The sequence below is a fragment of the Streptomyces sp. NPDC003036 genome (assembly GCF_040611175.1).
In the GTDB taxonomy this organism is placed as follows: Bacteria; Actinomycetota; Actinomycetes; order Streptomycetales; family Streptomycetaceae; genus Streptomyces.
Genome location: NZ_JBEXNO010000013.1, coordinates 24,355 through 48,225, shown reverse-complemented (window position 1 = coordinate 48,225; position 23,871 = coordinate 24,355). Strand labels below are relative to the sequence as shown.

Genomic DNA, 23,871 nt, shown 5'->3' with positions numbered 1-23,871 from the left:
GGGCGTCGGCGGGAGCCGGCCGCCGAGCCCCGGTGTCCCGGTACCCCGGTGCCCCCGCCTCACCGGGTCCGCGCCGGTCCGCCGACGTGCTCCTGGTCGGCGAGGACTTCGTCGATGACGTGTCGGGCGATCCTCGCCATGGCCGGGTTCGTGTCGCGGTAGTACCGCAGTTCGAGGAGCGCGATCGACAGGGCCCAGCCGCGGCCGCGCGCCCAGGAGGCGTCGTCGGCCTCCAGCGCGTCCCGGAACGTGCCGCGCGCCTCGGCCGGCAGGACGTACCAGGCGGCGATCAGGTCGACGGCGGGGTCCCCCAGGCCCAGGCATCCGAAGTCGATGACGGCGCTGAGCCGGCCGTGGGCGGTCAGCAGATTGCCCGGCTGGAGGTCGGCGTGGATCCAGACGGGCGGGCCGGGCCAGGCGGGCGCGCGCAGAGCCGTGTCCCAGACCAGGGACGCGCGGGCCGCCGCGTCGGTACCGAGGGTTCCGCGCAGGTGCGCGAGCGCGGCGCGGGTCTCGGCGTCCCGTCTCGCCAGGGGTTCGCCGCGGTACGAGGCAGGCCCGCCGGCGGTGTCGAGGCCGTGCAGCGCGGCGGCGAACTCGGCGAGATCGCGCGCGAACGCGTCCGGTTCGGCGATGCGCCCGATGTCCGGGTTCGCGCCGTCGAGCCACCGGTAGACGGACCACGGCCACGGATAGCCCTCGGCGGCCCGCCCCGTGCCCAGCGGCACGGGAATCGGCACGGGGAGCGCGGGGGCCAGCCGTGGCAGCCACGTGTGCTCTCTGCCCACATCACCGGCCGCCCCCGCCGTGCGGGGCAGCCGTACGACCATGTCCTCGCCGAGCCGGTACATGGCGTTGGACGTGCCCGCGGAGTCGACCGGGGCCACGGGCAGCCCCGCCCACCGCGGGAACCGTGCGGCGATCAGCCGGCGTACGAGAGCCGCGTCGATGTCCGGCTCGTCCGCGTGCATCTTCGCGGCGCGCATGGGTTCCTCCAGCGGTGGTGACAGGCGGGGCTGTGACGGTCGGGGCTGGGCCGCCCGGCTGGGGGCCGACCGCGACACCACTGGAACGCGGGAGCCCGGGGCCGGTCAACTCATTTCGCGCCCCGCCGTCTTCTAGAAGAGGCCCACTCTGCTCGGCGGGATGAACAGATGCGCGGCCCGGTGCTCTGCGGCGACCAGTTCGTAACCGGTCGCGTCCTTCCTGGTCAGCCATCTCCGGTGGTCGGCGCAGCGCGCGCATCCGCCGAGCCAGTCGGGCAGCAGGTCCCGGTGGGAGGTCGCCAGATGGTGTGCGAGGCGGATCTGTGATCCGGGGCCGCTGTCGAAGGGGTCGTAGTCCACGCCGGGTTCGACGGTGAGGCTGAGGATGTCGATCTCCGCCAGGGTGCGTTTCATCGCCCCGTAGATGCGGACGCAGTCCGCGCAGTCGAACATCCACGCGGGAGGCAGGGGCCATTCGTCATCGGGATTGATGTCGTCGGTGCTCATACCCGTCACGGTAGGAGCTGACGGCCGCGGGGTGGGGCCGCTTGCCGATGTTCGAGTGCCTCATCGAAGGGCGGCGGTGACAGGGGGCTCAGCCCAACAAGTATCCGATTGAACGACTTCTTGCGAGATCCCTTGACGGACCGTCACGTCGACCGCATATTACGTGCCAGTACAACTGGTCAGTAACTGCGCGCGCAGTGCCCTCGCGGTGTCATCGGGCAGGCGGACGGGCCCGCCTCGCCTCCATGACGCCGTGCGCCTTGCCCACCTGTCCCGACCGCCAACGGCAGGCGCTCCACCCCCACTTGAGAGGCACCGTCATGCGATCAGTTCCGTCGAGCCGCCGCCCCCGCCCCCGTACCCGTACGCGGGCCCTCCTCGCCCTCACCGCCACCGCGGCCGCCCTCGCGACCACCGTCGGAGCCGGTGCGAGCCCCGCACTCGCCGACGAGGCCGCGGTCAACCGCTATGTCGCCCTGGGTGATTCGTACGCCTCGGCAGCCGGTGTACCGGACCAGACCGACTCCACCTGCGCGCGCTCCAGCCGCAACTACCCCGCGCTGGTGAACGCCGCGCTGGCACCCGCCGCCCACAAGGACGTCACCTGCGGCGGCGCCACCACCGTGCACCTGACGTCAAGCCAGCACGCGTCCGTGCCACCGCAGTTGGACGCGCTCAGCGCCGACACCGACCTGGTCACCCTCACCGTGGGCGGCAACGACATCGGCTTCGCCAACATCATCGTCCGCTGCGTGAGCCTCGGCCTGTTCAATATGTCGGGCTCCCCGTGCAAGACCAGCTACACCTGGACCGGCACCGACCGGCTGGCCCAGACCATCAACGCCACCGCCCCCAAGATCGCCGCCGCCATCGAGGGCATCCGCCAGCGCGCCCCCCAGGCGAGAATCCTGGTCACGGGCTACCCCGCGATCCTGCCGGACGACGGCACCAACTGCCCGTCGGTGGTCTCCATCGCCAAGGGCGACGCCCCGTGGCTGCGCGACACCCACAAGCGCCTCAACAGCATGATCGCCACGCAGGCCGCCGCGCACGGCGCGGTCTACGTCGACACGTACACCACGTCCATAGGCCACGACGCGTGCAAGCCGGCCGGCACCCGCTGGGTGGAGCCGCTCAGCACGAATGCCGCCGCTCCGTTCCACCCCAACGCCGCCGGGGAGCGGGCCATGGCCGACGCGGTCCTCGCCACCCTCGACTGACCACCGTCGACCGACCTCCCCCGGACCTGCGGCTTCCGCCGGCTCGCGCGGTCGCGCCGAGCCGGCGGAGGCGTTCCCGCGCTCTGCCGGGTCCGTGTCGCTCGGGCCGTTTGGCCCGCCTCGGCCGGGTACCCGCGACAGGCAGGCGACGTACAGCGGCCGCGTGCGCCCGGCCGCTGTGCTCCGAGTCCGCGCAAACCCAGGGAGAAGCCGATGCGCGCCGTCACCATCCGCCCGTCGTCCGCCCGGTCCCTGGAGGTACGGGACGTTCCCGAGCCGGTCCCGGGCCGTGGCGAGCTGCTGGTCGAGGGCCTGGCGGTCGGGGTCTGCGGCACGGACAAGGAGATCCTGGCCGGAGAGTACGGCTGGGCCCCGCCGGGCGAGGAGCGGCTGATCCTCGGGCACGAGTCGCTGGGGCGGGTGCGCGAGGCCCCGCCGGGCAGCGGGTTCGAGACGGGGGACCTGGTGGTGGGCGTGGTGCGCCGTCCGGACCCGGAGCCGTGCAGTGCCTGCGCGCACGGCGAGTTCGACATGTGCCGCAACGGCCGCTACACCGAGCGCGGCATCAAGGAACGCCACGGGTACGGCAGCGAATTCTGGACCGTGGAGGGCGACTACGCGGTCCGGCTCGACCCCGGCCTGGAGGAGGTCGGCGTGCTGCTGGAGCCCACCACCGTGGTCGCCAAGGCCTGGGAGCAGGTGGAGCGGGTCGGCGGACGGGCCTGGTTCGAGCCGCGGCGCGCGCTGGTGACGGGGGCCGGGCCGATCGGTCTGCTGGCCGCGCTCCTCGGCGTACAGCGCGGACTGGACGTGCACGTCCTCGACCGGGTGACCTCCGGGCCGAAGCCGGACCTGGTGGCCGCCCTGGGGGCGACGTACCACAGCGAGGACATCGACCGGGTGACGTCCTCCGTACGTCCCGACGTGGTGATCGAGGCGACCGGGGCCGGGCACCTGGTCTTCGACGCGATGGCCGGGACCGCCACGTACGGCATCGTGTGCCTGACGGGCGTGTCGCCCAAGGGGCGGCAGCTGTCCGTCGACGCGGGCACCATCAACCGGGAGCTGGTGCTGGAGAACGACGTGGTCGTGGGTTCCGTCAACGCCAACCTGCGCCACTACCGCCACGCCGCCGACGCGCTCGCCAAGGCGGACCGGGGCTGGCTGGAGCGCATGATCACCCGGAGGGTGCCGCTGGAGCGCGCCGAGGAGGCGTTCGCGGCGCAGGGCGACGACATCAAGGTCGTCATCACCCTGACGGGCTAAGCCCCCGGTCTCCCCCGGCCCTCTTCGTGTTCGCGCCCTTCGCCCGCGTCGCGCGCACCAGGTTGTGCATCGCCGCGTTCTCGCTCGCCGGATCGGCCGTGTCGCGGAACAGCCGCAGGGCCCGCCGGCAGGCGTCGGCGGCCTCGTCGTAGCGCCGCAGCTCGATCAGTGCCGTGCCCAGGTTCGTGTACGCCCCCGCCGCGGCGTGGGGGTCGCCCATCTCCTCGAAGACGCGGGCCGCCTCGCGGCCTGCCTCGGCCGCCTCGTGGTGGAAGCGTTCCATCCTGATGTACGCGATGGCGGCGTTGGCGGAGGCTCGTCCCTCGCCGTGCCGGTCGTGCGTGTGCCGGTAGATGGCGGCGGCGTCCCGGTGGGCTCCTCGACGTCGTGCGGGTCCTCGCCGGTGAGACGGGCCGCCGCCTCCGTCGCCAGGTCGGGCCCCGCGTTGAGGGCCAGCAGCCGGAACAGCCGTGCCTGCCGCTCGGTGAGCACGCGGTACGACAGGTCGAAGGCGGCTCGTACGGCCCGGTCCTCGCGGTGCAGTCCGTCGAGGCGGCGGTGCGCGTCGCCCAGCGCCTCGGCCAGGGACGCCAGGGGGCGGGCCGGCGTGTCGGCGAGCCGGGCCGCGGCGATCTGGACGGCCAGCGGCAGCCCGCCGCACAGCTCGGCGATGCGGGCGGCCTGCTCCGGTTCGCGGTCCACCCTGGTGTCTCCGGGCCGGGACCGGCGCAGCAGCCGGCGCAGGAGCGCGACGGAGTCGCCGGTTTCGAGCACGTTCAGGTCGAAGAGGCGTTCACCGAGGTGGAGGGCGAGCGTGTGGCGGGAGGTGACGAGAACGGCGGTGGTGGCGTCGGCGGGCAGCAGCGGCCGCACGTCCTCGCCGGCGGACGCGTTGTCGAGGACGACGAGGACGCGCCTGCCCTCGTCGGCGTACCCCTGGAGGAGGGTGCGGTACAGCAGGGTGCGGCTCTGCACGTCGGGCGGGATGTGCTGCGCCGGCACCGCCAGCGCGCGCAGCAGCACGTCGAGGGCGTGCGCCGGGGTCAGGCGGCGCTCGTCGTCGTAGCCGAAGAGGTCCAGGAAGAGGACGCCGCCGGGGAACCAGTCGGGCCGGCTCAGCGCGCGGTGGGCCGCTTGGAGGGCGAGCTCGGTCGGCGCGGTCGAGGCACTCCTGGTTCCAGTGCAGTGTCTCCTCGGGCGTCGGCTGGTGCCGGGCCAGATAGTGGGCGGCGACGCAGGCTTCGTAGTCGTCGGTGGCGCTCTCCCACGCGCGCCGGAACAGGGCCTGGGCGTCGGTCTCCCGACCTTCGGTCTCGGCCTGCATGCCCTGGGCGCACAACTGGACGACGGGGTTCTCGGGGTTCACGCCGACTCCTCCCTGACGGGTATCACGAGGGTGGTGAAGCTTCCCTGGTCGGCGGAGCGGACGACGACCGGCTCCGCGGGTGAGGAGACCTCGAGGAGCACGTCGGGGCCGACCCCGGCGTCGAGCGCCGCGAGGAGCACCTCGGGGTCGAAGGAGACGCGCAGCGGCTCCCCGGTGCGCAGGGCCCGCTGGGTCACGGGCGCGGCACCGGGGCGGGAGAGCAGGAGGTGCCGGCCGTCGGTGTGCAGGGTGGCCGTGCCGCTCGCCTCGGCCGTGGCGAGTTCCGCGCGCAGGGCGGTCCGGTCGGCGATGATCCGCGTCCGGGGGGCGGGCAGCGCGTCCAGGACCAGGCGGTAGTCGGGGAAGGTCGCGCCGACGGGCGTCACGGTCCGGGTGTGGCCGCCGCTCACGAGGCGCGCGTCGCCCCCGCCGCCGGCCTCGATCACGATCTCGGGCCGGCGTACGGCCCAGGAGGCGAGGTCCCTCATGTCGTGGGCGTCGACCAGGAGCCGGCGGGGCCCGCCCTCGGTCGCGAGCGGCCGCAGCGTCCGGACCGCCAGCCGGTAGCGGTCCGTGGCCACCAGCCGCACCTCCTGGCCGTCGAGTTCGACGAGGACGCAGCCGAGGGCGGGGAACTCCTCGCGCAGGGCCGCGCCGACGACGGCGGGCGCCACCTGCCGTACCGCGCTGGCCAGTTCCGCTCCCCCGATCCGGACCCGGGTGGCGCCGGCGCCGTCCGCCGGGCCGCCGAGGACCGCCCCGATCTCACCGATCACCGACCGGGCCGCGTCGGCCGCCTCCCGCGCCTTCCGGGCGTGCGCCTCGAGCACCGCGCGCGCCTCTCCGGGGGGCCGTCGAGGACCAGCGAGGCGTCGGTGAGCGGCACCCCGGCCTCCCGCAGGCGCCGCAGCAGCGCGGCGCGGGGCTCCTGGCCGGGGGCGTAGAAGCGGTAGCCCGTCACCTCGTCGACCCGGGCCGGCCGCAGCACGCCGCAGTCGTCGTAGAACCGCAGAGCGCTCGGTGCCAGGCCCACCCTGCGCGCGAAGGCGCCGATGCTCAGCAGGCCGTCGTTGTCGTCCCTGTCATCCATGCCTGCGAGTGTGGGCGTTCAAGCGGCTTGAAGGTCAAACCCTATGCTGCTGCCCATGCCGACACGCAGATGCACGCACCACGCACGTGAATCGGGTCACGACCGCCTGCCCGGCCGCGCGGCGGACCGGTCGTGACCGCGACGCCCACCGCCGTGCGCCGCCGGATCCTGGCCGACCTCACCCCCCTGCGATCCTCGGCCCACTTCCGGCGCCTGTGGTTCGGCAACACCGTCTCCTGGATCGGCCAGGGCATGACGACCCTGGCGATCTCGCTCCAGGTGTACGACCTCACCGGCTCCACCTTCTCGGTCGGCCTGGTCGGCCTGTTCTCCCTCGTACCGCTGCTGTTCTTCGGCCTGTACGGGGGCGCCGCCGCCGACACCGTGGACCGGCGCAAGCTGGGGCTCGGCAGCGCCACCGGCTCGGCCGTGCTGTCCGCGGCGCTCACCGCGGCCACGTTCGCGGGGTTCCACCACGTCGGGTTCCTGTACGGGATCGTCGCGCTGCAAGCGGTCTGCCAGGCGCTCAACGGGCCCGCGCGCAGCTCCATGATCCCGAGGCTGCTGCCGCCCGAGCAGTTGCCGGCCGCCAACGCGCTCAGCTCGATGACGATGACGTCCGGCACGCTCGTGGGGCCCATGCTGGGCGGGTTCATCGTCGGCCTGTGGGGGTACGAGGCCGCCTACCTGGTCGACACCGTCACCTTCGGCGCCGCCCTGTACGCGATGTGGCGGCTGCCCGCCATGCTCCCCGACCGCAAGGGCGGCGAAGGCGGCACCGGGCGGGCCTCCGTCCTCGACGGGTTCCGCTTCCTCGGCACCCGGCCCAATCTGCGGATGACGTTCTTCTCGGACCTCTGCGCGATGATCCTCGCCCACCCCCGGGCCCTGCTGCCGGCCGTCGCCGTCCTCTGGTACGGCGGTGACGCGCGCACCACCGGGCTGCTCGTGGCCGCGCCCGCCTTCGGGGCGCTCCTGGGCGGGGTGTTCTCGGGGTGGCAGGGCCGGATCCGGCGGCACGGGCTCGCGGTACTCCTCGCGGTGGCCTCGTGGGGGACCGCCGTCGCGGTCTTCGGGCTGACGCGCGAGCTGTGGCTGGGGGTGCTCTTCCTGGCGCTCGCCGGATTCTCGGACACGGTCAGCATGGTCTTCCGCAACACCATGGTCCAGGCGGCGGTCCCCGACGACATGCGCGGGCGGCTGCAGGGCGTGTTCCTCGTGGTCGTCGCGGGCGGGCCGCGGCTGGGCGACTTCGTCGCGGGGTCGGTCGCCGACCTGACCACGCCGGCGCTCGCGGTGACGGGAGGCGGTGTCGCCTGCGTGGTGGCGGTGGGCCTGCTGGCGCTGCGCTGGCGCGGGTTCGCGCGGTACGACGCGCGCGACCCGGCGCCGTGAGGCCGCGGCACCCCCAGCACATCCGTACATTCGCACATCCGCGCGGAGGCGGCTCGGGTCGTGACGCCGGACCGGGTTCGGCGGTTGAACCGGGCATGAAGAAGCGCAGCATGCTCGCCGTCGCGTCCCTCGCCGTCGGAGCGGCGGTCGCCGCCCTCAGCCCCGCCCCCGCCGCCCAAGCCGCTCCCGGAGGCGGCGGGCTGAGCACCCCGGACCTGCTCGGCCCCCTGGAGTCGGCCACCACGAGCCTCGACGGCGAGGAGGCGCCGGAAGAGGACGACGCGCCGGACGCGTAGGGCTTCGGCCGAATCCGTCGCGTTCACGTCATGTACATCTCCTTCACGGAAGGGAGACGTTCCGGCGCCGCGGGAGCGGACCATGCTCCAGGGCGAAGTCGTGATGTCCTCGGTCGTGAAGGAGTTCATGCGTGATCAGGGTCCGCCGTCCCCACCCGGTCGTCATCGCATCGGTCGCGGCGCTCGCCGCGCTCTCGGTCCTCGCCACCACCGCACCGCCGGCACGGGCGAGCGGTGACGGCGCCGAGGCGTCGCTGCCGCTCGTCGTCCCCCGGGCCGAGACGCCCACGCTCCACGACGACGAAGCGGGCGGCAACGCCGACGCGGACGACCCCGCCATCTGGCGCAACACCGCCGACCCCGGGCGCAGCCTGGTCATCGGTACGGCCAAGGAAGGCGGCCTGCGGGTCTACGACCTCGACGCCCGCCCCGTGCAGTCCCTCGCGACACCGCCCGGCGGGCGGTTCAACAACGTCGACCTCGTCCACGGTCTGCGGCTGCCCGCCGGGCGCGCCGACGTCGCCGTCACCACGGACCGCGGCAACGACCGGCTGCGCTTCTACCGCATCCGGCCCGGCGCGCCCGGCGGCCCGCTCGTCGACATCACCGACCCCGCCGCCGCGCCCGTCTTCTCCGCCGACGAGAGCGAGATCGAGGAGCAGCGGACCGCGTACGGCCTGGCCACCTGGACCGACCGGGCGACCGGCCGCTCGTACGCCCTGGTCAGCCGCCGCGAGCGCACGAGCATCGCGCTGCTGGAGCTGACCGCCGGCGCCGACGGCACGGTGGGCTACCGCAAGGTCCGCTCGCTGGACCTGCCCTCCGCCTTCCCGCTTCCGAACGGGTCGTCCTGGTCGCCGTGCGCCGAGCCGGGCGAACTGCCGCAGGTCGAGGGCATGGTGGTCGACCCGGCCAACGGCGTGCTGTACGCCGGTCAGGAGGACGTCGGCATCTGGCGCCTGCGGGCGGACCTCACGTCGGCGCCTCAACTGGTCGACCGCGTACGCGAGTACGGCGTGCCGGCGGTGTACGACGAGCAGAGCGACGAGTGCGTGGCGGGGAGCGACCCCGGCTTCGGCGGCTCACGCCTGTCGGCCGATGTCGAGGGGCTGACCCTGCTCACCGAGCCGGACGGCGACGGCTACCTCCTCGCCTCCAGCCAGGGTGACGACACCTTCGCCCTCTACGACCGCGAGGTGGCGGACGCCAACGAGTACGAGGGCGGCTTCCGCGTCACGGCCGCGTCCGCCGCCCTGGACGGTTCCGAGGAGTGCGACGGCGCCGCCGTGCTCAATGCCCCGCTGGGCACGCGGTACCCGCGCGGCCTGCTCGTCGTCCAGGACGGGCACGACACCCCGGCCGACGGGGACCGCGCGGCCACCGGCTTCACGTTCGTGGACCTCGGCGACGTACTGGACGCCGTCGACGACTGACCGGCCCGGCCCGCCCCCTCCCCCGCCTTCAGGCGGCCTGGGGGCGGGTCAGCTGGGCCTGGCCGAACAACAGGGCGTAGCCGTCGGGGAGTTGGGCGAGCAGGCGGCCGAGGAGGTCCGGGCCGGCGAGGCGGGCGACGGCCCGGAGGACCGAGCCGGTGTCCCAGCGGGCGGCGCCCAGGCCCGCGCCCGTGCGGGCGGCGATCTGCTGGACGAAGCCGAAGCCGGACACCGCCTGGGGCTCGGGGACCTGAGAGGCGAACTCGCGTGCCGCTTCGGCGGGGAGCCGTTGTGCGAGTTCCACCCGTTCGTCGCCGGTCACCTGCCGTCCGAGCTCCGCCAGCACGCTGCGCGTGATGGCGTCCGCCTGCGCTCGTGTGGCGTACAGGCCGTTGCGCTTCACGTGGTCGACCAGGTCGTCGTACGACAGGGGCGCGTTGGATCGCGGGGCCGGGACGGTGGTGAGCATGGGTGTGCGAGTCGCCTTTCTCGTCTTCCTCACTGCGTGGGATGCCCTACGGCTTTTTATATAGCTCGCCCATGAGAAAGTTGACAACCCTCGACTCAGTGTCGACCCGGCGCACCCGGGTTCCGACCCCCGCACCCCCGTGTTCAGGCCGCCTCCCCGTTGGCCTTCAGCTGACGCATCCGCAGATCGAGCTCGCTGCGGTAGAAGTCGATGAAGCCGTCCGGGTCGGGGCCCGCGTTCTGCATGACCAGGCGGTCGAAGCCCGCGTCGACGAAGCCCTGCGCCACTTCCACGTACCGCTCGGGGTCCGTCCCGCAGGCGAACTGGCCGAGGATGTCCTCCTCGCGCACGGTCGTCGTGGCGGCGTCGAAGTTGACGGGGTTGGGCAGCTCGCTCATCACCTTCCACCCCGTCACCGCCCACCGGGACGTCTCCAGCGCGGCGCGTGCCGCGGTGTGCTCGTCCGGCGCCCACGCCATGGGTACCTCCGCGTACCGGGGGCCGCCGCCGCCCGCCTCGCGGTACTGGCGGACGATGTCCGGCTTGGGCTCGGTGGCGAAGAGGCCGTCCCCGAGCTCGGCGGCGATCCGGGTGGAGGCCGCGCCGCTCGCGGCGACGGCGATGAGGGGCGGCTCGGCGGGCAGGTCGAAGACGCGGGCGTCGGCGAGACGCAGGTGCTTGCCCTCGTACGAGCGGTAGCCGCCGCGCCACAGCAGGCGGATGATCTCCAGGGCCTCGCGGAGCATCTCGTGGCGGGTGCTGACGGCGTCGGGGAAGCCGGTGCCGACGACGTGCTCGTTGAGCCGCTCGCCGGAGCCGACGCCGAGGACGAACCGGCCGTCCGACAGGACGGCGAGGGTCGCGGCCGCCTGCGCGATGATCGCGGGGTGGTAGCGGACGGTCGGGCAGGTGACACCGGTCGCCAGCCCGATCCGGCTGGTCCGGGCCGCGATGGCGCCCAGCACCGTCCAGGCGAAGGGCGAGTGCCCCTGGTTGTCCAGCCAGGGGTGGAAGTGGTCGCTGATCTCGACGAAGTCGAATCCCGCTTCCTCCGCCAGGACCGCCTGCCTGACCAGTTCACCGGGTCCGAAGGCTTCTGCCGCGAGCTTGTAACCGATCTCCATGGGGCTGAGGGGTACCCCGCAGGGCACGGCCGTAACAGGACGGAGGGCGAAAGGGTGAGGGCGGTCCGCACCGTGTGCAGCCCGCCGGGACCTCCGTACGCCGCCGGTCGGCCCGTCGGCCCCGTCAGCCCGTCGGGGCGGGCGGGAAGGGCATGCGGGGCGTGTACGCCTGCCGCCCCAGCCCGCTGAAGTCCATCGCGCGACCCACCTGCGTGAGGGTCTCCTCGGCGACGCGGCGGACGTCGGTGGGGACGTCCCCTCTTTCCGCTATCAGCCTGTCGTAGATCGGGGCATCGCCCAGCACAGCGGAGTCCATGTCGAAATACCTTTCCGTCAAAGCGTGTTGGTCGCTCGGTCGCTCGCCCCGCCGCTGGGGTAAGCCGGGCACGAGTGTACGGGCCCATGATCCGCCGTGGGGGTCGCGCGGGCGCCTCGGGCTCAGGCCGTCACCGGAAGCGTCACCTCCCAGGTGTCGACGGCGTACTCCCTCCGCATCCCGTGCGCCTCGTAGAGCCGCAGGGCACCCGTCTCGTTGAGCGTGTCCACGCCCAGGCCGAGCGTCTCGCGGCCCAGGGCCGCGTACGCGCCGAAGGCGTGCCGCAGGAGGTGGCCGCCGAGGCCCCGGCCGCGCACGTCCTCGCGGACCCCGAGGTTGCTCACCCAGGCCATGGATTCGCGGTCGTTGCGGCTGACGAGCACGGCGGCGTCGCCGGCGCCCTCCAGGGCGGCGATCCAGACGAGCGACCAGTCGCACTGCGCGGCGTCCATGTCGTGGAGCCACTGCTCGTACGTACGGCTCCGGTGGTCGAAGTGCCCGGCGAACGTCTCCTCGACGAGGGCGTGGGCGCGGCGGCGGTCGGCCTCGTCGGTGCAGTCGCGCAGCGTCACGCCCGCGGGCGGCTCGGGTACCGGATCGCCCTGCGGCGATATCGCCCGGCTCATGACGTGGTAGCGCCGCACCCGCCGCCAGCCCCGGGCGTCGAGGAGGGCGGTGTCGGTGGTCGGCTCGTGGTTCAGGTGGAGGTGGACGACCGCCCGGTCCGCGCCGCTGCCGGCCGCCCGGGCACGGGCCCGCTCCTCGGCCAGCCCCAGCAGCCGTGCGCCGGCGGCCTGGTGCGCGGGCAGGACGTAGTGGTCGATGTTCACGCGCTCGGCCCTGGAAGCGGGCAGTACGAGCGCGTAGGCGACGAGCCGGCCGTCCTCGAAGGCGAGCCACGAGTCCTCGGCGAGGTCCACGTCGGGGTGGGCGAGGTCGGCCTCGACGCTGTGGAGCTCGGTGTCGGGCGCGCCGGTCTCGATCGTGTCCACGGCGTTGAGCAGCTCGCATATCAGCGGCGCGTCATCCGGCCGGGCGGCCCGGACGGTCGGTTGGGGTGCTTCGTGCATCGGATCACTGTCGGTGTCCGGTGTCACGGCGCGCAAACCGTTTTACGCGCGAACCGTCGCTGTGCGGGTGTCGCGGGAGTCGCGGGTGTCACGGGAGCCGAACGGGAGAACACTGGCACCATGAGAGACGTTCTCCGTGACTTCCTGACGGCCCTCACCTCCGCCAGCCGGGCGCGCGTCCAGCGGGAATCCGCGGAGCGGCAGCAGCAGCTCGCCGAGCAGTGGCGGGAGCGCCTCGCCGAGGGCGGCCGGTCGCCCGAGCGGCAGGGGGACGGCTTCCTCGTCCCCGACATGTCCGAGGCCGAGCGGGAGGCCGAGTACGTGGCCGCCACCCTGGAGCCCCTGGAGACCGGCGGAACCAGCGGGACCGGCGGCGCCGACGGCACCGGCGGCACCGGGGAAGAGCCGGACCGGCCCCGGGAGGGTTGAACCACCGTCCGGGCGGTTACCCGCGAACCCATGGCACGGATGACGAAACGGCAGCACAGGAACGAGCCGGAGCCCCCCGTCACCGGCCCCGGCCAGGGCGACGGCGGCCACCGCGGCGCTCCCCCCGACGACCGCCCCGGTCCCGACCCCGAGGTCCAGGACCGGGCGCCCGACCAGCCCACCGAGATGCCGAAACGGTCCTGGGGGGCCGTGCTGCGGCGGACGTTCGCGGAGTTCAAGGACGACGAGCTCGCCGACCGGGCCGCGGCCCTGACGTACTACGGGGTGCTCTCGCTCTTCCCGGCCCTGCTGGTCCTCATCTCGCTGCTGGGCCTCGCGGGCGACTCGGTCACCCAGTCGGTGCTGGACAACCTCCAGAAGTTCGCGCCCGGCGCGGCGCGGGACGTCATCACCAACGCGGTGCAGCAGTTGCAGGGCTCGGCGGGGGTCGGTTCGGTCATGGCCGTGGTCGGTCTGCTGGCCGCGGTGTGGTCGGCCTCCGGTTACATCGCGGCGTTCATCCGCGCGTCGAACGCGGTGTACGACATGCCCGAGGGCCGCCCGGTGTGGAAGGTGATGCCGCTGCGGCTGGCGCTCACTGTCACGCTGATGGTCCTGGCGCTGGTCAGCGCGCTGATCGTGGTCTTCACCGGCACGCTCGCCCGGCAGGCGGGTACGGCGCTGGGCCTCGGCGACACCGCGATGACCGTGTGGTCCATCGCGAAGTGGCCGGTCCTGGTCCTGCTCGTCACCATCATGATCGCGATCCTGTACTGGGCCGCGCCCAACGCCCGGGGCCGCGGCTTCCGCTGGATCACCCCGGGCAGCCTGCTCGCCCTGCTGATCTGGCTGCTCGCCTCCGGCGGCTTCGCGCTGTACGTGGCGAACTTCGGCTCGTACAACAAGACCTACGGCACCCTCGCCGGCGTGATCATCTTCCTGATCTGGCTGTGGATCACGAACCTGGCGGTCCTGCTCGGCCTGGAGTTCGACGCGGAGCTGGCCCGGCAGCGCGCCATCGACGGCGGCCACCCGGAGGACGAGGAGCCGTACGTGGAGCCGCGCGACACCAGCAAGTGGACCGATGAGGACCGTCGGCGCATGGAGTGAGCGGGCGCCGAGGAGGGGTACCCGGGCGCCGCGGGCCCCGTGGCGGGGCCCGGAGGCACCGCCCCGACGAGGAGGCTTCCCGTCATGACCAGATCACCGCGTACGACCGCCGTTCCCCGCAGCCCCGTCCAGCAAGCCGCGCTCCTGGTGGGGCTGGTCTTCCTGCTGGTGGCGGTGCTGGGCTTCATCCCGGGCATCACCACCGACTACGGCTCGATGGAGTTCGCTGAGCACCACTCCGAGGCCAAGCTGCTGGGCGTCTTCCAGGTGTCGATCCTGCACAACCTCGTGCACCTGCTGTTCGGCATCGCGGGCCTCGCCATGTCCAGGTCCGTGTCCGGTGCCCGGGCGTTCCTCATCGGCGGCGGGGTCGTCTACCTGGCGCTGTGGCTGTACGGGCTCTTCATCGACCACGACAGCGGCGCCAACTTCATCCCCGTCAACACGGCCGACAACTGGCTGCACTTCGCCCTGGGGGCCCTGATGGTCCTGCTGGGCGTGGTGCTGACCCGCCGTCGCGCCCGGGTCAGCGGGCGGTGAGCACGATCCACACCTGACCGGGCGCGAAGTTCAGCGGCTGCCCGGCGGGTGTGGTGAAGGTGGTGCCGCTCTCGGGCGCCGGCCGGTTCCACCGCGCGTCGTGGGCCCGGCCGTCGCGCAGGACGAGCGCGTCGCCCGAGCCGACGGTCTCGGTGTACGGCGAGACGCTTCCCGACCGGTCCCGGAACTTCGAGGGGCGCACCTCGACGTCCTGCACCACGACGGTGGGGGCGCCCATCGGGCCGCCGTCCGTGGTCCGGGCGGGCGTCCCGTCCATGGCCACCTGCCACCGCTTGCCGCTCTCCGACCAGGTGAAGGTGTAGCGCGCCGCCGGGTAGCGGACCGTGTGCTCGTTGACCTGCCGGCCGCCCTCCGGAGCGGCGCCGAAGCGGAAGCCGATGTCGCGCGCCTTGTCGGCCTGCGGCGCGGCGGCCAGGGCCCGGTCGGGGCGCAGGTAGAGGTTGTGCGGCGCCGGGCGGTCGCCGCCGCGGACGTAGGCGCCCGGCGCGTCCGCCGGGGCGAGCGGGAAGAGGGGCGCGGCGTCGATGAGGGGCTGGAGCTTCGACTGCGCGCCGGAGTACGCGAGCGCCGGGCGGCCGAACTGCCGCAGCAGCTCCATGTCCGACTCGCGGACGCTGCGCACCGGCCCCACCGTCGGCGGCTGCCGGGAGGAGAAGACGGCGAGGATCCGGCTCTGCCCGGCCTCGACCTGCTCGACGTAGACGATGTCCGCGGCGCCGAGCCCGGTGTGCGGGCGCGCCGGGCGCACGTTGTCGATCTTTACGGCGAGGACCGGCGTACCGGAGCGGGCCGGGAGGCCGGTGAAGGGCGAGACGCCGGCCGGGGTGGAGGCGGGCGGCTTCGGGGAGACCCCGCGCGGCTCGGACCGGTCGGAGGAGGAGCAGCCGTAGAGCCCGGCGGCCACGGCGGCGCACACCGCCACGGCGACCCCTGCCGCTGCTGGTCCCGGCTTGCGCTTCGTACCCATCGGCCCAGCTCCTTGCCACCAGTGCACCACGAAAACGGGCGCCGGGACAGAGCTGCGCGGAGGCGTCCATTCGGGGTCTCCTGCGCGACCGGCCGTAGCGGCGGGCGCCGCCGGGGTATGCGACTCCCATGCCCGAGAAGTCTTCCGGTGCCGAGGGCCGGCGATGGTGGGCCGGCCGGCTGGACCGGCTCGGCCGGCTGTACGGCGCCTTCCACGGCTCGGCCGCCGGGCGCGGGTGGCGCCGGGGCAACGAGCTGGAGCTGATGCACCGGTCCATGGGGTTCGCGGCGATCGGGCTGCTGACCCTGGTGCCGCTGCTCATCGTGGTGGCGGCGGCCGACCCGGCGAACGGGCAGGGCTTCGCGGACTGGATCTCGGACGGGCTCGGCGTGTCGACCCCGGCGGACATGGAGGTGCGGCGGCTGTTCGCGACGCCGGGGCGGGCGCTGGAGTCGACGACCGGCTTCGGTATCGCGGCGCTGGCGGTCTTCGGGATGACCTTCGGCGGTGTCGTGCAGACGGGGTACGAGAAGGTGTGGGAGCTGCCCGCGGCGCGCTGGCACACCATGTGGCGGCACGGTGTGTGGCTCGCCGTCCTCATCGGCTACCTGCTGCTGTCCGCGCACGTGGCCACGCGGCCGGCGGACGCGGGCGAGCTCACCTGGCGGGCCACGGTGGCCGTGGTGACCGGGGTGCTGTTCTTCTGGTGGTCGCAGCGGCTGCTGCTGGGCGGGCGGCTGCCCTGGAGGGCCCTGCTGCCCGGCGCGGTCGCGACCGTGATCGGGCTGGCCGGGCTGCGGGGCTTCTCGCGGCTGGTGTTCTCCCCGCTGATCGCCTCGAACACGGTCGCGTACGGCCCCGTCGGCACCATGCTGGTCGTGCAGTCCTGGCTTGTGGGGGTCGGCTTCGTGGTCTTCGGCGGCTCACTGGTGGGGCGCCTGCTGTACGAGGAGCGCTGGCACCTGGAGCGGATCGCGCGGCGGTGGCGGGACCGCGTCCGGGCGCGGCGGCGGCCCTAGACGGCCGCCATGGAGCCGCCACCGGCCGGTGGTGTGCTCCGTCGGCGGTCAGATCAGCCCGACGCTGGAGAGGTAGTACGCGACGACGGCCGCCACACAGGCCAGGACCACCCACGAGCGCAGGCTCGTGTGCCGCTGCTGTAGCCGCTGCCGCCGCTGTGCCCGCCGCCGCAGGCGGGCCTGCCGGCGCTCGTGCTTGCGCTCCCGCCTGCCGGGCTTGCGGTCGCGGCCGGGGCTGCGGCCGTCCGCCGGGCGGCCGGTCCGGGGCGCGGCGTCGGCGGCGGTGTCGGCGAGCAGGCGGCGGCAGGCCGCGGCGAGCTCCGCCGTGGAGGCGGAGAGCGGCATGATCACCTCGGAGCGCGCCGGGGCGGTGGTGCCGCCGTCCAGGATGCGGCCGGCGCGCAGCAGGACCTCGTCGCGGCCGCCGGCGGGGGCGAGGCTGATCCAGCGCTCGACGTGTTCGCCGCGGATGACCACTCCCCCGGCGCGGTCCCGGTAGACGGTGTGCTCGCGCCACAGCACCGCGGCCAACTCCCCGGCTCTCTCCCTCAGCTGCGTGCTCATACCCCACCCCTTCACCGAACGTCTGAGCGAACCACCGCACTTTAGCGTCAGGTACACACCAAGTGGCTCCTCGGGGCCCGCGCCGGCCCGCGCCTGGAAAAGGACGCGTGGAGCCCGAGCGGGTGGGCAGGCAAACAGCCGGGCGAAACAGGACCGCCCTTGTAAACAGTGCAAGGATGGACATCCGGGCAGAGCGGCATGGTGACACAGGGCGGTTTGCACATGAATACGAAACCGACAGCGACCAAGGGCGTTACCTCGAGCGAGGCCGTGTACGGCGCCCCGTGCTGGGTCAGCCTGATGACCCACGACTTGAGCGCCGCGCAGAAGTTCTACGGTGCCGTGCTCGGGTGGACGTACCGTCCGGCGCGGCTCGGCGAGGAGTTCAGCGTCGCGCTCGCCAACGGCAAACCGGTGGCCGGGATGGGCGCCCTGGCGGGCGCTTTGCAGATGGCCGTCGCCTGGACCCCGTACTTCGCCGTCCAGAACGCCGACGAGACGGCGTCCCGCATCAGGGAGCGCAGCGCCACGGTCGCCGTCGGGCCGGTGTCCTTCGCGATGGGGCGCGGCGCCCTCGCGGCCGACCGGGACGGGGCGGTGTTCGGCATCTGGGAGGGCCAGCTGCTGACGGGCTGGGAGAACTGGCGGGACGCGGCACCCGCCTGGGTGAGGCTGCAGACCCGTGACGCCTTCGAGGCGGCGATCTTCTACGGGGAGATCCTGGACTGGGCGAGCGGGCGTCCCGGCTGCTGCGACGTCGAGTACGAGGAGGACGAGGTCGTCCTGCGCAGCGGCGGCCGCGTCGTCGCCCGGCTCAGCTCCGGGGCGCTGGAGGCCGCGCCGGACCCGTCGATCCGCCCGCGCTGGCAGGTCTACTTCCCCGTGCCGGACGTCGACGCGTGCGTGCGCGTGGCGCGGGAGCACGGCGCCTCCGTCGTCCACCACGAGCCCGGCGTGGAGGCCACCCTGCGCGACCCGGACGGGGGCCTGTTCGTCGTCACCACCCAGACGCTGGCGGAGTGAGCCGGCCGGCCCCGTACGCCGGGCTACGCCCCCGCCGGCAGCCCGCCGAGCTGGTCCAGCAGCATGCGCCGTTCGGCCTCCTCCCGGGCGAGGACGGCGGCCAGGACGTCGTCGTCGCGGCGGCGGGTGATGGCCTCCCGTACGAGCGCGGCGAGGACGTCCGGCGGGATGGCCTCCGCCTGGGTGGCGGCGGCGCCGGCGCGCAGAGGGGCGGACGGCAGGTGCAGCTCGGCGATCTGCGCCTCGGTGACGGCCAGGCGTTCGAAGTCGACGCGTACGTCGGGGGCGTCGAGCGAGGCGAAGGCCTTGACGTCCTCGGCGAGGGAGGTGAAGAGGTGCTGCCGCCCGGGGTCCCAGTCGCTGACCACCATGACGCACACGGCGCCGTGTCCGCCGCTCGCTGCCCGGCGCGCGGCGGCGCGCCTGCCGGACAGGGAGGTGAGGACCCCGCCCGCGTACACGGGCACGCCCCACGGGTCGGTGACGGCCGTCAGCTGCGGTACGAGACCGGCCGGCTCGCACCACACTTCGAGGCGCGCCTCCTGACCGGCCTGGCGGTCGAGCCGGTAGGCGCGGGCGGCGTCGGCGACGGCCCGCCGGAAGCCGATCGGGCCTTCGAACGTCCGCGGCTCGGCGGCGGGGTCGGCGTCGTCGCCGATCGCGAGCCAGGAGATGCGGCCGGCGCGGCGGGCCATGCCGAGCATGTCGACCAGCCTTCTGTACGTGCGCTCCTGCTTGGCGAGCGCGCCGTCGGCGACCGTCGCGTACCAGATCTGCCGGATGGTCAGCGGCAGCTGTGCGGCGTAGCGGCCGAGGACCATCTCCACCTCGGCCAGTAACTGCTCGGTCGCCGGGCGCGGTTGCCAGCCGGGCTGGTAGCCGCGAGGGCGTCTGTCCGGCACGGCGGCCCCTTTCGACCCGACACCTGTCTCCTTAGGGCTTGCCCGCTGAGGGAGCCGTCGTCACCCGTGCGGAGGGTACGGATCGGGTCACATCCGGCGACGGAGCACGACGAGGCCGGACGGGGGCGCGTGCGTCGGCCGGCCTTCAGCCGACCTTGCGGCCCGCGAGCGGCGCGGTGTCCTGGCCGGCGCCGGTCCGCATGCCGCGCAGCAGCTCCTCCAGCGCGTCGAGCGCGCTGCGCTGCGGGTGCCAGCCGAGCTCGACCCGGGCGCGGGTGCAGTCCATCAGCGGCAGGCGCAGCACCGCGTCGAAGAGCTGCGGCGAGGCGGGCACCAGCCGCAGGTTCCAGGCGGCGGCCAGCGCGGCACGGACGGCCGGGCGGGGCACGCGGACGAGCCGGGCGCCGAGCAGGTCGGCGAGTTCCTCGGCGCCGATGGGGGGCTCCGCGGCGATGTTGAAGGCGCCGCCCACCTCATGGCCGAGCGCGAGGCGGTACGCCTGCGCCGCGTCGTCGGTGTGCAGGGCCTGGAACCGCAGCCCGGGGATGTCCGGCACGAAGGGGACCGCTCCCGGGCGGGCCAGCGTCCCCGGCAGGAAGCGCCCGCCGAAGATCCGGCGCTGTTCGCTCGCCGACTCCTCCTTGAACAGGAACGCCGGGCGCATCCTCACCACCCTGACGCCGGGGTTGCGGACCTCGAAGGAGTCCAGCACCCGCTCCAGGTACGCCTTCTCGCGGCAGTACGCGGCCTCCGGCCAGCCGTGCGTGGGCCACGACTCACCGACGGTCCGGTCCTTGGGGCCCGGCGAGTAGGCGCCGACGGAGGAGGCGTGGACCAGGACGGGCACGCCGGCGGAGGCGACGTCCCGGAAGACCTGGAGGCTGCCGAGGACGTTGGTGCGCCAGGTCCTGACCGGGTCGTGGGTCGGCTGGAACGCCCAGGCCAGGTGGATCACGGCGTCGGCGCCCTCGAAGTGCCTGACGAGGTCGGTGTCCTCGGAGAGGTCCACGGCCGCCCAGTCGGTCTTGGGCGGCGACCAGCCGGGCAGCCTGCGCGCCAGGCCCAGTACGGATGCGATCTGCGGGTCGTCGGCCAGCGCCGCCACCACGCTGGTGCCGACGTTGCCGGTGGCTCCGGTGACGACGACCCTCTTGCCGGCTTCCATGCTCACGGTCCTGCCCTCCGACGGATCGTACGGACGTACGGATCGACGTGCCCCCGGCACCGCGCCGGGACGCTCCGGGTACCCGCTCGGCGGCCGTCCACGTGCGCGCCGTCAATGCCGTGACCGCGGGACGCACTCCTACGGGTGGGATGGAAAATCCCGCTCCGCAGCGGCCTCGCACGCGACCTGCGCTGGGGCAGGTCCGGCTCGACGCCTGCCGTGACGGAGCGGAAAGGCTTCGATACGGCGCGTTCCGGACGGAGTTGGCCGGTAATCGCCGAGCCTTTGGCATATGCCAAAAGCACCCCCCTATCGAGTGTTGCCAAACCCCTTACAGGCCATCGCGGCCTGTGCAACAGTCGTAACCGGTCCTTATATTTCAGACCCTGGCCACACCGCGCCCGTATCGGAGTACGACATGCCGTCCCATCTGTTCGCGGACCGTGCCGCCGGGCAGCCGCCCGAGCGCGGCACGCTGGACGCGCTGATCTCGCAGACCCGCCGACTGCGGGGCGACGTCGACGCCGTACGCCGGGACGCCGTCGCGGACGAGGACGACCCGCAGGGTCGCTGGCAGCGCGCGCTGTGCGATCTCGCCGTCCACCAACTGGACGACCTCGGCGCGCAGTTGGGCCAGCTCAAGGAAGGGCTGCGCGAGGACCGCGCCCTCGACGCCCGGTCCGCCGACGCCGACGCCCGGGCCGCCGAAGAACGGGCCGAAGAGGGCGAGGGCGCCGGGGAAGCACCCTCGGACGCGCCGCCGCGCACCGGTGCGCTGCTCAGCCGGGTCGGCAGCGCCCAGTGGAACCTCCTCACCGACGAAGTGACCTGGTCCGACGAGCTGTTCCAGATCTTCGGCCGCTCTCCCGAGTCGGGCCCGATGTCGCTGGACGAGCTGCCGTCCATGGTGTTCGCCGAGGACCAGGCGGCGCTGACCGCGATGGTGACGGGCTGCCTGATCGACGGCAAGCCGATCGACGGCGAGTTCCGGATCGTCCGGACCGACGGCCGGGTGCGTACGCTCCACATGATGGGCGAGCCGGTCCTCGACGCGGACGGCTGCACGGCGTCGATGTGGGCCGTTTTACGGGACGTCAGCGAACTGCGCCGCAGTGAGCGGGTGGTTCGCGAATCACGGGAGTCGCTCCGCCGCCGCCAGGACATCGAACAGACCGAGCACCGGGTGGCGGTGGAGCTCCAGGAGGCGGTCCTGCCGCCGTGGCGCGGCTCGCTGCGCCTCCCGGACGGCGGGCCCGCCGCCCTCGACCTGGCCGGGCAGTACCTGCCCTCCGGTTCCAGCGCGTTGATCGGCGGCGACTGGTACGACGCGCTGGAGCTGCCCGACGGGGACACGCTGCTGTCCGTCGGCGACCTCACCGGGCACGGCGTGTCGGCGACCTCCTCGATGGCGATGCTGCTGGGCGCGCTGCGCGGCATGGCGGTGGCCGGGATCCGGCCCGGGCCCCTGATGGGACACCTGAACCAGCTGCTGGAGGCGTCGGCGCACACGGCGCTGGGCAGCGCGGTGTGCTGCCGCTACACCCCGGCGACCGGCACGCTGACCTGGGCGCAGGCGGGACACCCCGCCCCGCTGCTGTTCCGCGGCGGGACGGGGCGTGCGCTGACGCGGCCGGACGGCGTGCTGCTCGGCGCGACCCCGCAGACGGCGTACGAGCAGACCGAGGTGCGGCTGCTCCCCGGTGATGTGCTGGTCCTGCACACGGACGGGCTCACGCGCGGCACGGGTGCGGACCCCTTCGGCACGGAGGGGACGGAGCGGCTGGTCCGGATGGCACCGCGGTTCGCTCGAGCGCGCGACGCGCAGGAGTGTGTGCGGGTGGTGGTGGAGGAGTTCGGCGCCTGCCCGCGCGAGGACGACGCCTGTGTCATGGTCGCCCGGATCGGCGACCCGTCGTAGGCACGGTCGTAGGTTCGGCGGTCGTAGGTACGGCGGTCGTAGGTACGTCGAAACGACGTCTTAGATCTCGGTGTTCCGCTGCTTCTTCGCGGGCTTGGGCATCGCCACCTGGATCTCCTCGCGCAGGTCCTCGATCTTCGAGTAGTCCGCGTACTTCCCGGTGAGCCGGTACATCTCCCGCAACCGGTCCCAGGTGCGCTGCGAGGAGGTCTCCCCCATCGACATCAGGGCGAGGCGCGCGTACCGGTCGGCCTGTTCGGGGTCGTCGGCGATGAAGCACGCCGACGCCATCGACAGGTAGTCGAAGATCTTCGAGCGCTGCCGGCCGTCGATGCGCAGGGCGAGCGCCTTCTGCGCGAAGTGCTGGGCCTGCTTCGCGGCGCCCGGTTCGTGCTCGGCGAGGGTGCGGTAGGCGAGGGCCTGCATCCCGTACAGGTCCTCCTTCTTGAAGGTCTGCATCCAGCTCGGCGGAGGCACGTCGCTGCGGTCGGAGACGAAGAGCTCCTCCGCCTCCCCGAGGGTGCGGCGCATCGCCTGGCCGTGGCCCATCGCCGCCTGCGCCCACGCCTCGATGGTGTGCAGCATGGCGTGCGTGCGGGGCAGCATCTCGGGGCCCGAACCGGCGCGGGCGAGCTTCATCAGGTCCAGGGCCTCGTCGGGGCGGCCGAGGTGGACCATCTGGCGGGCGGCGCGGGAGAGGGCCTCGCCGGCGCGCGGCAGGTCGCCGCCCTCGCGGGCCGCGTGCGCGGCGATGACGAAGTACTTCTGCGCGGTGGGTTCGAGGCCCACGTCGTGCGACATCCAGCCGGCCAGGACGGCGAGGTTGGCGGCGACGGCCCACAGCCGCCGCTGGATGTGCGGGGGGTGGTGGTAGGCGAGCATGCCGCCCACCTCGTTGAGCTGGCCGACGACCGCCTTGCGCTGGAGCCCGCCGCCACGGGCGGCGTCCCAGGCGCGGAACACTTCGACGGAGCGTTCCAGCGCCTCGATCTCCTGGGACCCGATGGGGGCGGCCTCGTAGCGGTCGAACCCGGCCGGGTCGGCGTGCAGGGGGTCGTCGAGGCGCGGGGAGTCCGCGCCGAGTGCGGGGTCGGTGCGGAACCAGTCGTGCATGGCGCTGGTCAGTACGGAGCCTGCGGTGAGCGCGGCACCCGCGCCCACCAAGCCGCGTCGGTTGAGCATGAGGTCCATTCCCGTGAATTCGGTGAGGACCGCAGCCGTACGCTCGGGCGCCCAGGGCAGCCCGTCAGGGTTGTCGGTGTTCCTGACGTCCCGCCGTTTCCCGGCGCGCCCGTGTCGTACGAACCCGAGGTCCTCGATGGTCACGACACGGCCGAGTCGCTCGGTGAACAGGGCTGCCAGCACCCGGGGCACGGGATCGCGCGGGGTCTCCCCCATGTCGATCCAGCGCCGGACGCGCGACGTGTCGGTCGCCAGCTGCGGGTGGCCCATGGCCGCCGCCTGCCGGTTCACGAGCCGCGCGAGCTCTCCTTTGGACCAGCCGGCCAGGCCGAACAGATCTGCTAGGCGGGTGTTGGGTTCTCCGGTCACGTCAAGCCCCCAGGTTCTCGGCTGAGTTGACACTAGCCCGCTGTCATAGGGCTGGCGACTATTCGCCAGGCTTCGCCAGGGTCCGCCAGATGGTGTGCCACCCGCGCGCGGGTGTCAGGTAGGA

Annotated in this window: 26 protein-coding genes; 11 read left to right on the top strand and 15 right to left on the bottom strand. The window is 73.5% G+C overall.

All coding sequences use genetic code 11. The annotated features are described in order from the left end of the window. Positions 1-59 precede the first annotated feature (59 nt). Complete coding sequence (locus ABZX67_RS12180) at positions 60-986, bottom strand: aminoglycoside phosphotransferase family protein (protein ID WP_355357837.1); 927 nt, start codon at positions 984-986, stop codon at positions 60-62. Between the two features lie 132 nt (positions 987-1,118). Further along, entirely contained in the window at positions 1,119-1,493 is a 375-nt protein-coding gene (locus tag ABZX67_RS12175; RefSeq protein ID WP_355357834.1) for a hypothetical protein, read from the bottom strand. 320 nt (positions 1,494-1,813) lie between these two features. Between ABZX67_RS12175 and ABZX67_RS12170 the strand changes: the two genes are divergently transcribed. Continuing rightward, a complete protein-coding gene (locus ABZX67_RS12170) occupies positions 1,814-2,713 on the top strand; it encodes an SGNH/GDSL hydrolase family protein (RefSeq protein ID WP_355357831.1) in 900 nt (299 codons plus the stop codon). Positions 2,714-2,926: 213 nt separating this feature from the next. Beyond that, on the top strand, positions 2,927-3,979 hold the full coding sequence (locus ABZX67_RS12165) for a glucose 1-dehydrogenase (RefSeq protein WP_355357828.1): 1,053 nt from the start codon (positions 2,927-2,929) through the stop codon (positions 3,977-3,979). Here the strand turns inward: ABZX67_RS12165 and ABZX67_RS12160 are convergent. From ABZX67_RS12160 to ABZX67_RS12145, 4 genes are all read right to left on the bottom strand, one after another. Further along, positions 3,963-4,199, bottom strand: a complete 237-nt coding sequence (locus ABZX67_RS12160; protein ID WP_355357825.1) for a tetratricopeptide repeat protein — start codon at positions 4,197-4,199, stop codon at positions 3,963-3,965. The two genes, ABZX67_RS12165 and ABZX67_RS12160, sit on opposite strands and share 17 nt — an antisense overlap. Further along, entirely contained in the window at positions 4,145-5,002 is an 858-nt protein-coding gene (locus ABZX67_RS12155; protein WP_355357822.1) for an NB-ARC domain-containing protein, read from the bottom strand. The genes ABZX67_RS12160 and ABZX67_RS12155 overlap by 55 nt, the downstream gene beginning before the upstream one ends. A 339-nt stretch (positions 5,003-5,341) precedes the next feature. Then, positions 5,342-6,175, bottom strand: a complete 834-nt coding sequence (locus ABZX67_RS12150) for a DNA polymerase III subunit beta (protein ID WP_355357819.1) — start codon at positions 6,173-6,175, stop codon at positions 5,342-5,344. Continuing rightward, positions 6,118-6,435, bottom strand: coding sequence for a MerR family transcriptional regulator (locus ABZX67_RS12145; protein ID WP_355357816.1), 318 nt, complete (start codon positions 6,433-6,435; stop codon positions 6,118-6,120). Before ABZX67_RS12145 ends, ABZX67_RS12150 begins: the two co-directional genes overlap by 58 nt. 132 nt (positions 6,436-6,567) lie before the next feature. Between ABZX67_RS12145 and ABZX67_RS12140 the strand changes: the two genes are divergently transcribed. From ABZX67_RS12140 to ABZX67_RS12130, 3 genes are all read left to right on the top strand, one after another. Beyond that, entirely contained in the window at positions 6,568-7,830 is a 1,263-nt protein-coding gene (locus ABZX67_RS12140; RefSeq protein ID WP_355357813.1) for an MFS transporter, read from the top strand. Between the two features lie 95 nt (positions 7,831-7,925). Beyond that, positions 7,926-8,126, top strand: a complete 201-nt coding sequence (locus ABZX67_RS12135; RefSeq protein WP_355357810.1) for a hypothetical protein — start codon at positions 7,926-7,928, stop codon at positions 8,124-8,126. A gap of 131 nt (positions 8,127-8,257) precedes the next feature. Then, positions 8,258-9,559 (top strand): phytase, encoded by a 1,302-nt coding sequence (locus ABZX67_RS12130; RefSeq protein WP_355357807.1) that lies wholly within the window; start codon positions 8,258-8,260, stop codon positions 9,557-9,559. Positions 9,560-9,587: 28 nt separating this feature from the next. Here the strand turns inward: ABZX67_RS12130 and ABZX67_RS12125 are convergent, their stop codons facing one another. The 4 genes from ABZX67_RS12125 to ABZX67_RS12110 all read right to left on the bottom strand — a co-directional run bounded on the left by ABZX67_RS12125 (position 9,588) and on the right by ABZX67_RS12110 (position 12,538). Then, entirely contained in the window at positions 9,588-10,028 is a 441-nt protein-coding gene (locus tag ABZX67_RS12125) for a DUF2267 domain-containing protein (RefSeq protein WP_355357804.1), read from the bottom strand. A gap of 143 nt (positions 10,029-10,171) precedes the next feature. Then, positions 10,172-11,152: a TIGR03557 family F420-dependent LLM class oxidoreductase gene (locus ABZX67_RS12120; RefSeq protein WP_355357801.1), complete on the bottom strand. Its 981-nt coding sequence runs from the start codon at positions 11,150-11,152 to the stop codon at positions 10,172-10,174. Positions 11,153-11,276: 124 nt separating this feature from the next. After that, a complete protein-coding gene (locus tag ABZX67_RS12115) occupies positions 11,277-11,468 on the bottom strand; it encodes a hypothetical protein (RefSeq protein WP_355357798.1) in 192 nt (63 codons plus the stop codon). Positions 11,469-11,590: 122 nt separating this feature from the next. Continuing rightward, entirely contained in the window at positions 11,591-12,538 is a 948-nt protein-coding gene (locus ABZX67_RS12110) for a GNAT family N-acetyltransferase (protein ID WP_355357795.1), read from the bottom strand. A gap of 120 nt (positions 12,539-12,658) precedes the next feature. Between ABZX67_RS12110 and ABZX67_RS12105 the strand changes: the two genes are divergently transcribed. The 3 genes from ABZX67_RS12105 to ABZX67_RS12095 all read left to right on the top strand — a co-directional run bounded on the left by ABZX67_RS12105 (position 12,659) and on the right by ABZX67_RS12095 (position 14,617). Beyond that, complete coding sequence (locus ABZX67_RS12105) at positions 12,659-12,967, top strand: hypothetical protein (RefSeq protein ID WP_355357792.1); 309 nt, start codon at positions 12,659-12,661, stop codon at positions 12,965-12,967. A gap of 30 nt (positions 12,968-12,997) precedes the next feature. Beyond that, positions 12,998-14,077, top strand: a complete 1,080-nt coding sequence (locus ABZX67_RS12100) for a YihY/virulence factor BrkB family protein (RefSeq protein WP_355357789.1) — start codon at positions 12,998-13,000, stop codon at positions 14,075-14,077. A gap of 84 nt (positions 14,078-14,161) precedes the next feature. Next, entirely contained in the window at positions 14,162-14,617 is a 456-nt protein-coding gene (locus ABZX67_RS12095) for a DUF4383 domain-containing protein (RefSeq protein ID WP_355357786.1), read from the top strand. On the opposite strand, the gene ABZX67_RS12090 is transcribed toward ABZX67_RS12095, so the two are convergent. After that, the gene (locus tag ABZX67_RS12090; RefSeq protein ID WP_355357783.1) at positions 14,604-15,605 is read right to left on the bottom strand and encodes a DUF3048 domain-containing protein; all 1,002 of its coding nucleotides are present in this window, start codon (positions 15,603-15,605) and stop codon (positions 14,604-14,606) included. The two genes, ABZX67_RS12095 and ABZX67_RS12090, sit on opposite strands and share 14 nt — an antisense overlap. A 128-nt stretch (positions 15,606-15,733) precedes the next feature. Between ABZX67_RS12090 and ABZX67_RS12085 the strand changes: the two genes are divergently transcribed. Then, positions 15,734-16,624 carry a ribonuclease BN gene (locus ABZX67_RS12085; protein ID WP_355357780.1) on the top strand — a complete coding sequence of 297 codons (891 nt, stop codon included), beginning with the start codon at positions 15,734-15,736 and terminating at the stop codon, positions 16,622-16,624. A gap of 48 nt (positions 16,625-16,672) precedes the next feature. On the opposite strand, the gene ABZX67_RS12080 is transcribed toward ABZX67_RS12085, so the two are convergent. Then, positions 16,673-17,188 carry a hypothetical protein gene (locus ABZX67_RS12080; RefSeq protein WP_355357777.1) on the bottom strand — a complete coding sequence of 172 codons (516 nt, stop codon included), beginning with the start codon at positions 17,186-17,188 and terminating at the stop codon, positions 16,673-16,675. Positions 17,189-17,410: 222 nt separating this feature from the next. Between ABZX67_RS12080 and ABZX67_RS12075 the strand changes: the two genes are divergently transcribed. Next, on the top strand, positions 17,411-18,211 hold the full coding sequence (locus ABZX67_RS12075) for a VOC family protein (protein ID WP_355357774.1): 801 nt from the start codon (positions 17,411-17,413) through the stop codon (positions 18,209-18,211). Positions 18,212-18,234: 23 nt separating this feature from the next. Here the strand turns inward: ABZX67_RS12075 and ABZX67_RS12070 are convergent, their stop codons facing one another. Next, positions 18,235-19,113, bottom strand: coding sequence for a hypothetical protein (locus ABZX67_RS12070; RefSeq protein ID WP_355357771.1), 879 nt, complete (start codon positions 19,111-19,113; stop codon positions 18,235-18,237). 145 nt (positions 19,114-19,258) lie between these two features. Beyond that, on the bottom strand, positions 19,259-20,284 hold the full coding sequence (locus ABZX67_RS12065; protein WP_355357768.1) for an NAD-dependent epimerase/dehydratase family protein: 1,026 nt from the start codon (positions 20,282-20,284) through the stop codon (positions 19,259-19,261). A gap of 412 nt (positions 20,285-20,696) precedes the next feature. Between ABZX67_RS12065 and ABZX67_RS12060 the strand changes: the two genes are divergently transcribed. Continuing rightward, positions 20,697-22,196 carry a SpoIIE family protein phosphatase gene (locus ABZX67_RS12060; protein WP_355357765.1) on the top strand — a complete coding sequence of 500 codons (1,500 nt, stop codon included), beginning with the start codon at positions 20,697-20,699 and terminating at the stop codon, positions 22,194-22,196. Positions 22,197-22,256: 60 nt separating this feature from the next. Here the strand turns inward: ABZX67_RS12060 and ABZX67_RS12055 are convergent, their stop codons facing one another. Then, on the bottom strand, positions 22,257-23,747 hold the full coding sequence (locus ABZX67_RS12055; RefSeq protein WP_355357762.1) for a hypothetical protein: 1,491 nt from the start codon (positions 23,745-23,747) through the stop codon (positions 22,257-22,259). Positions 23,748-23,871: the final 124 nt, after the last annotated feature.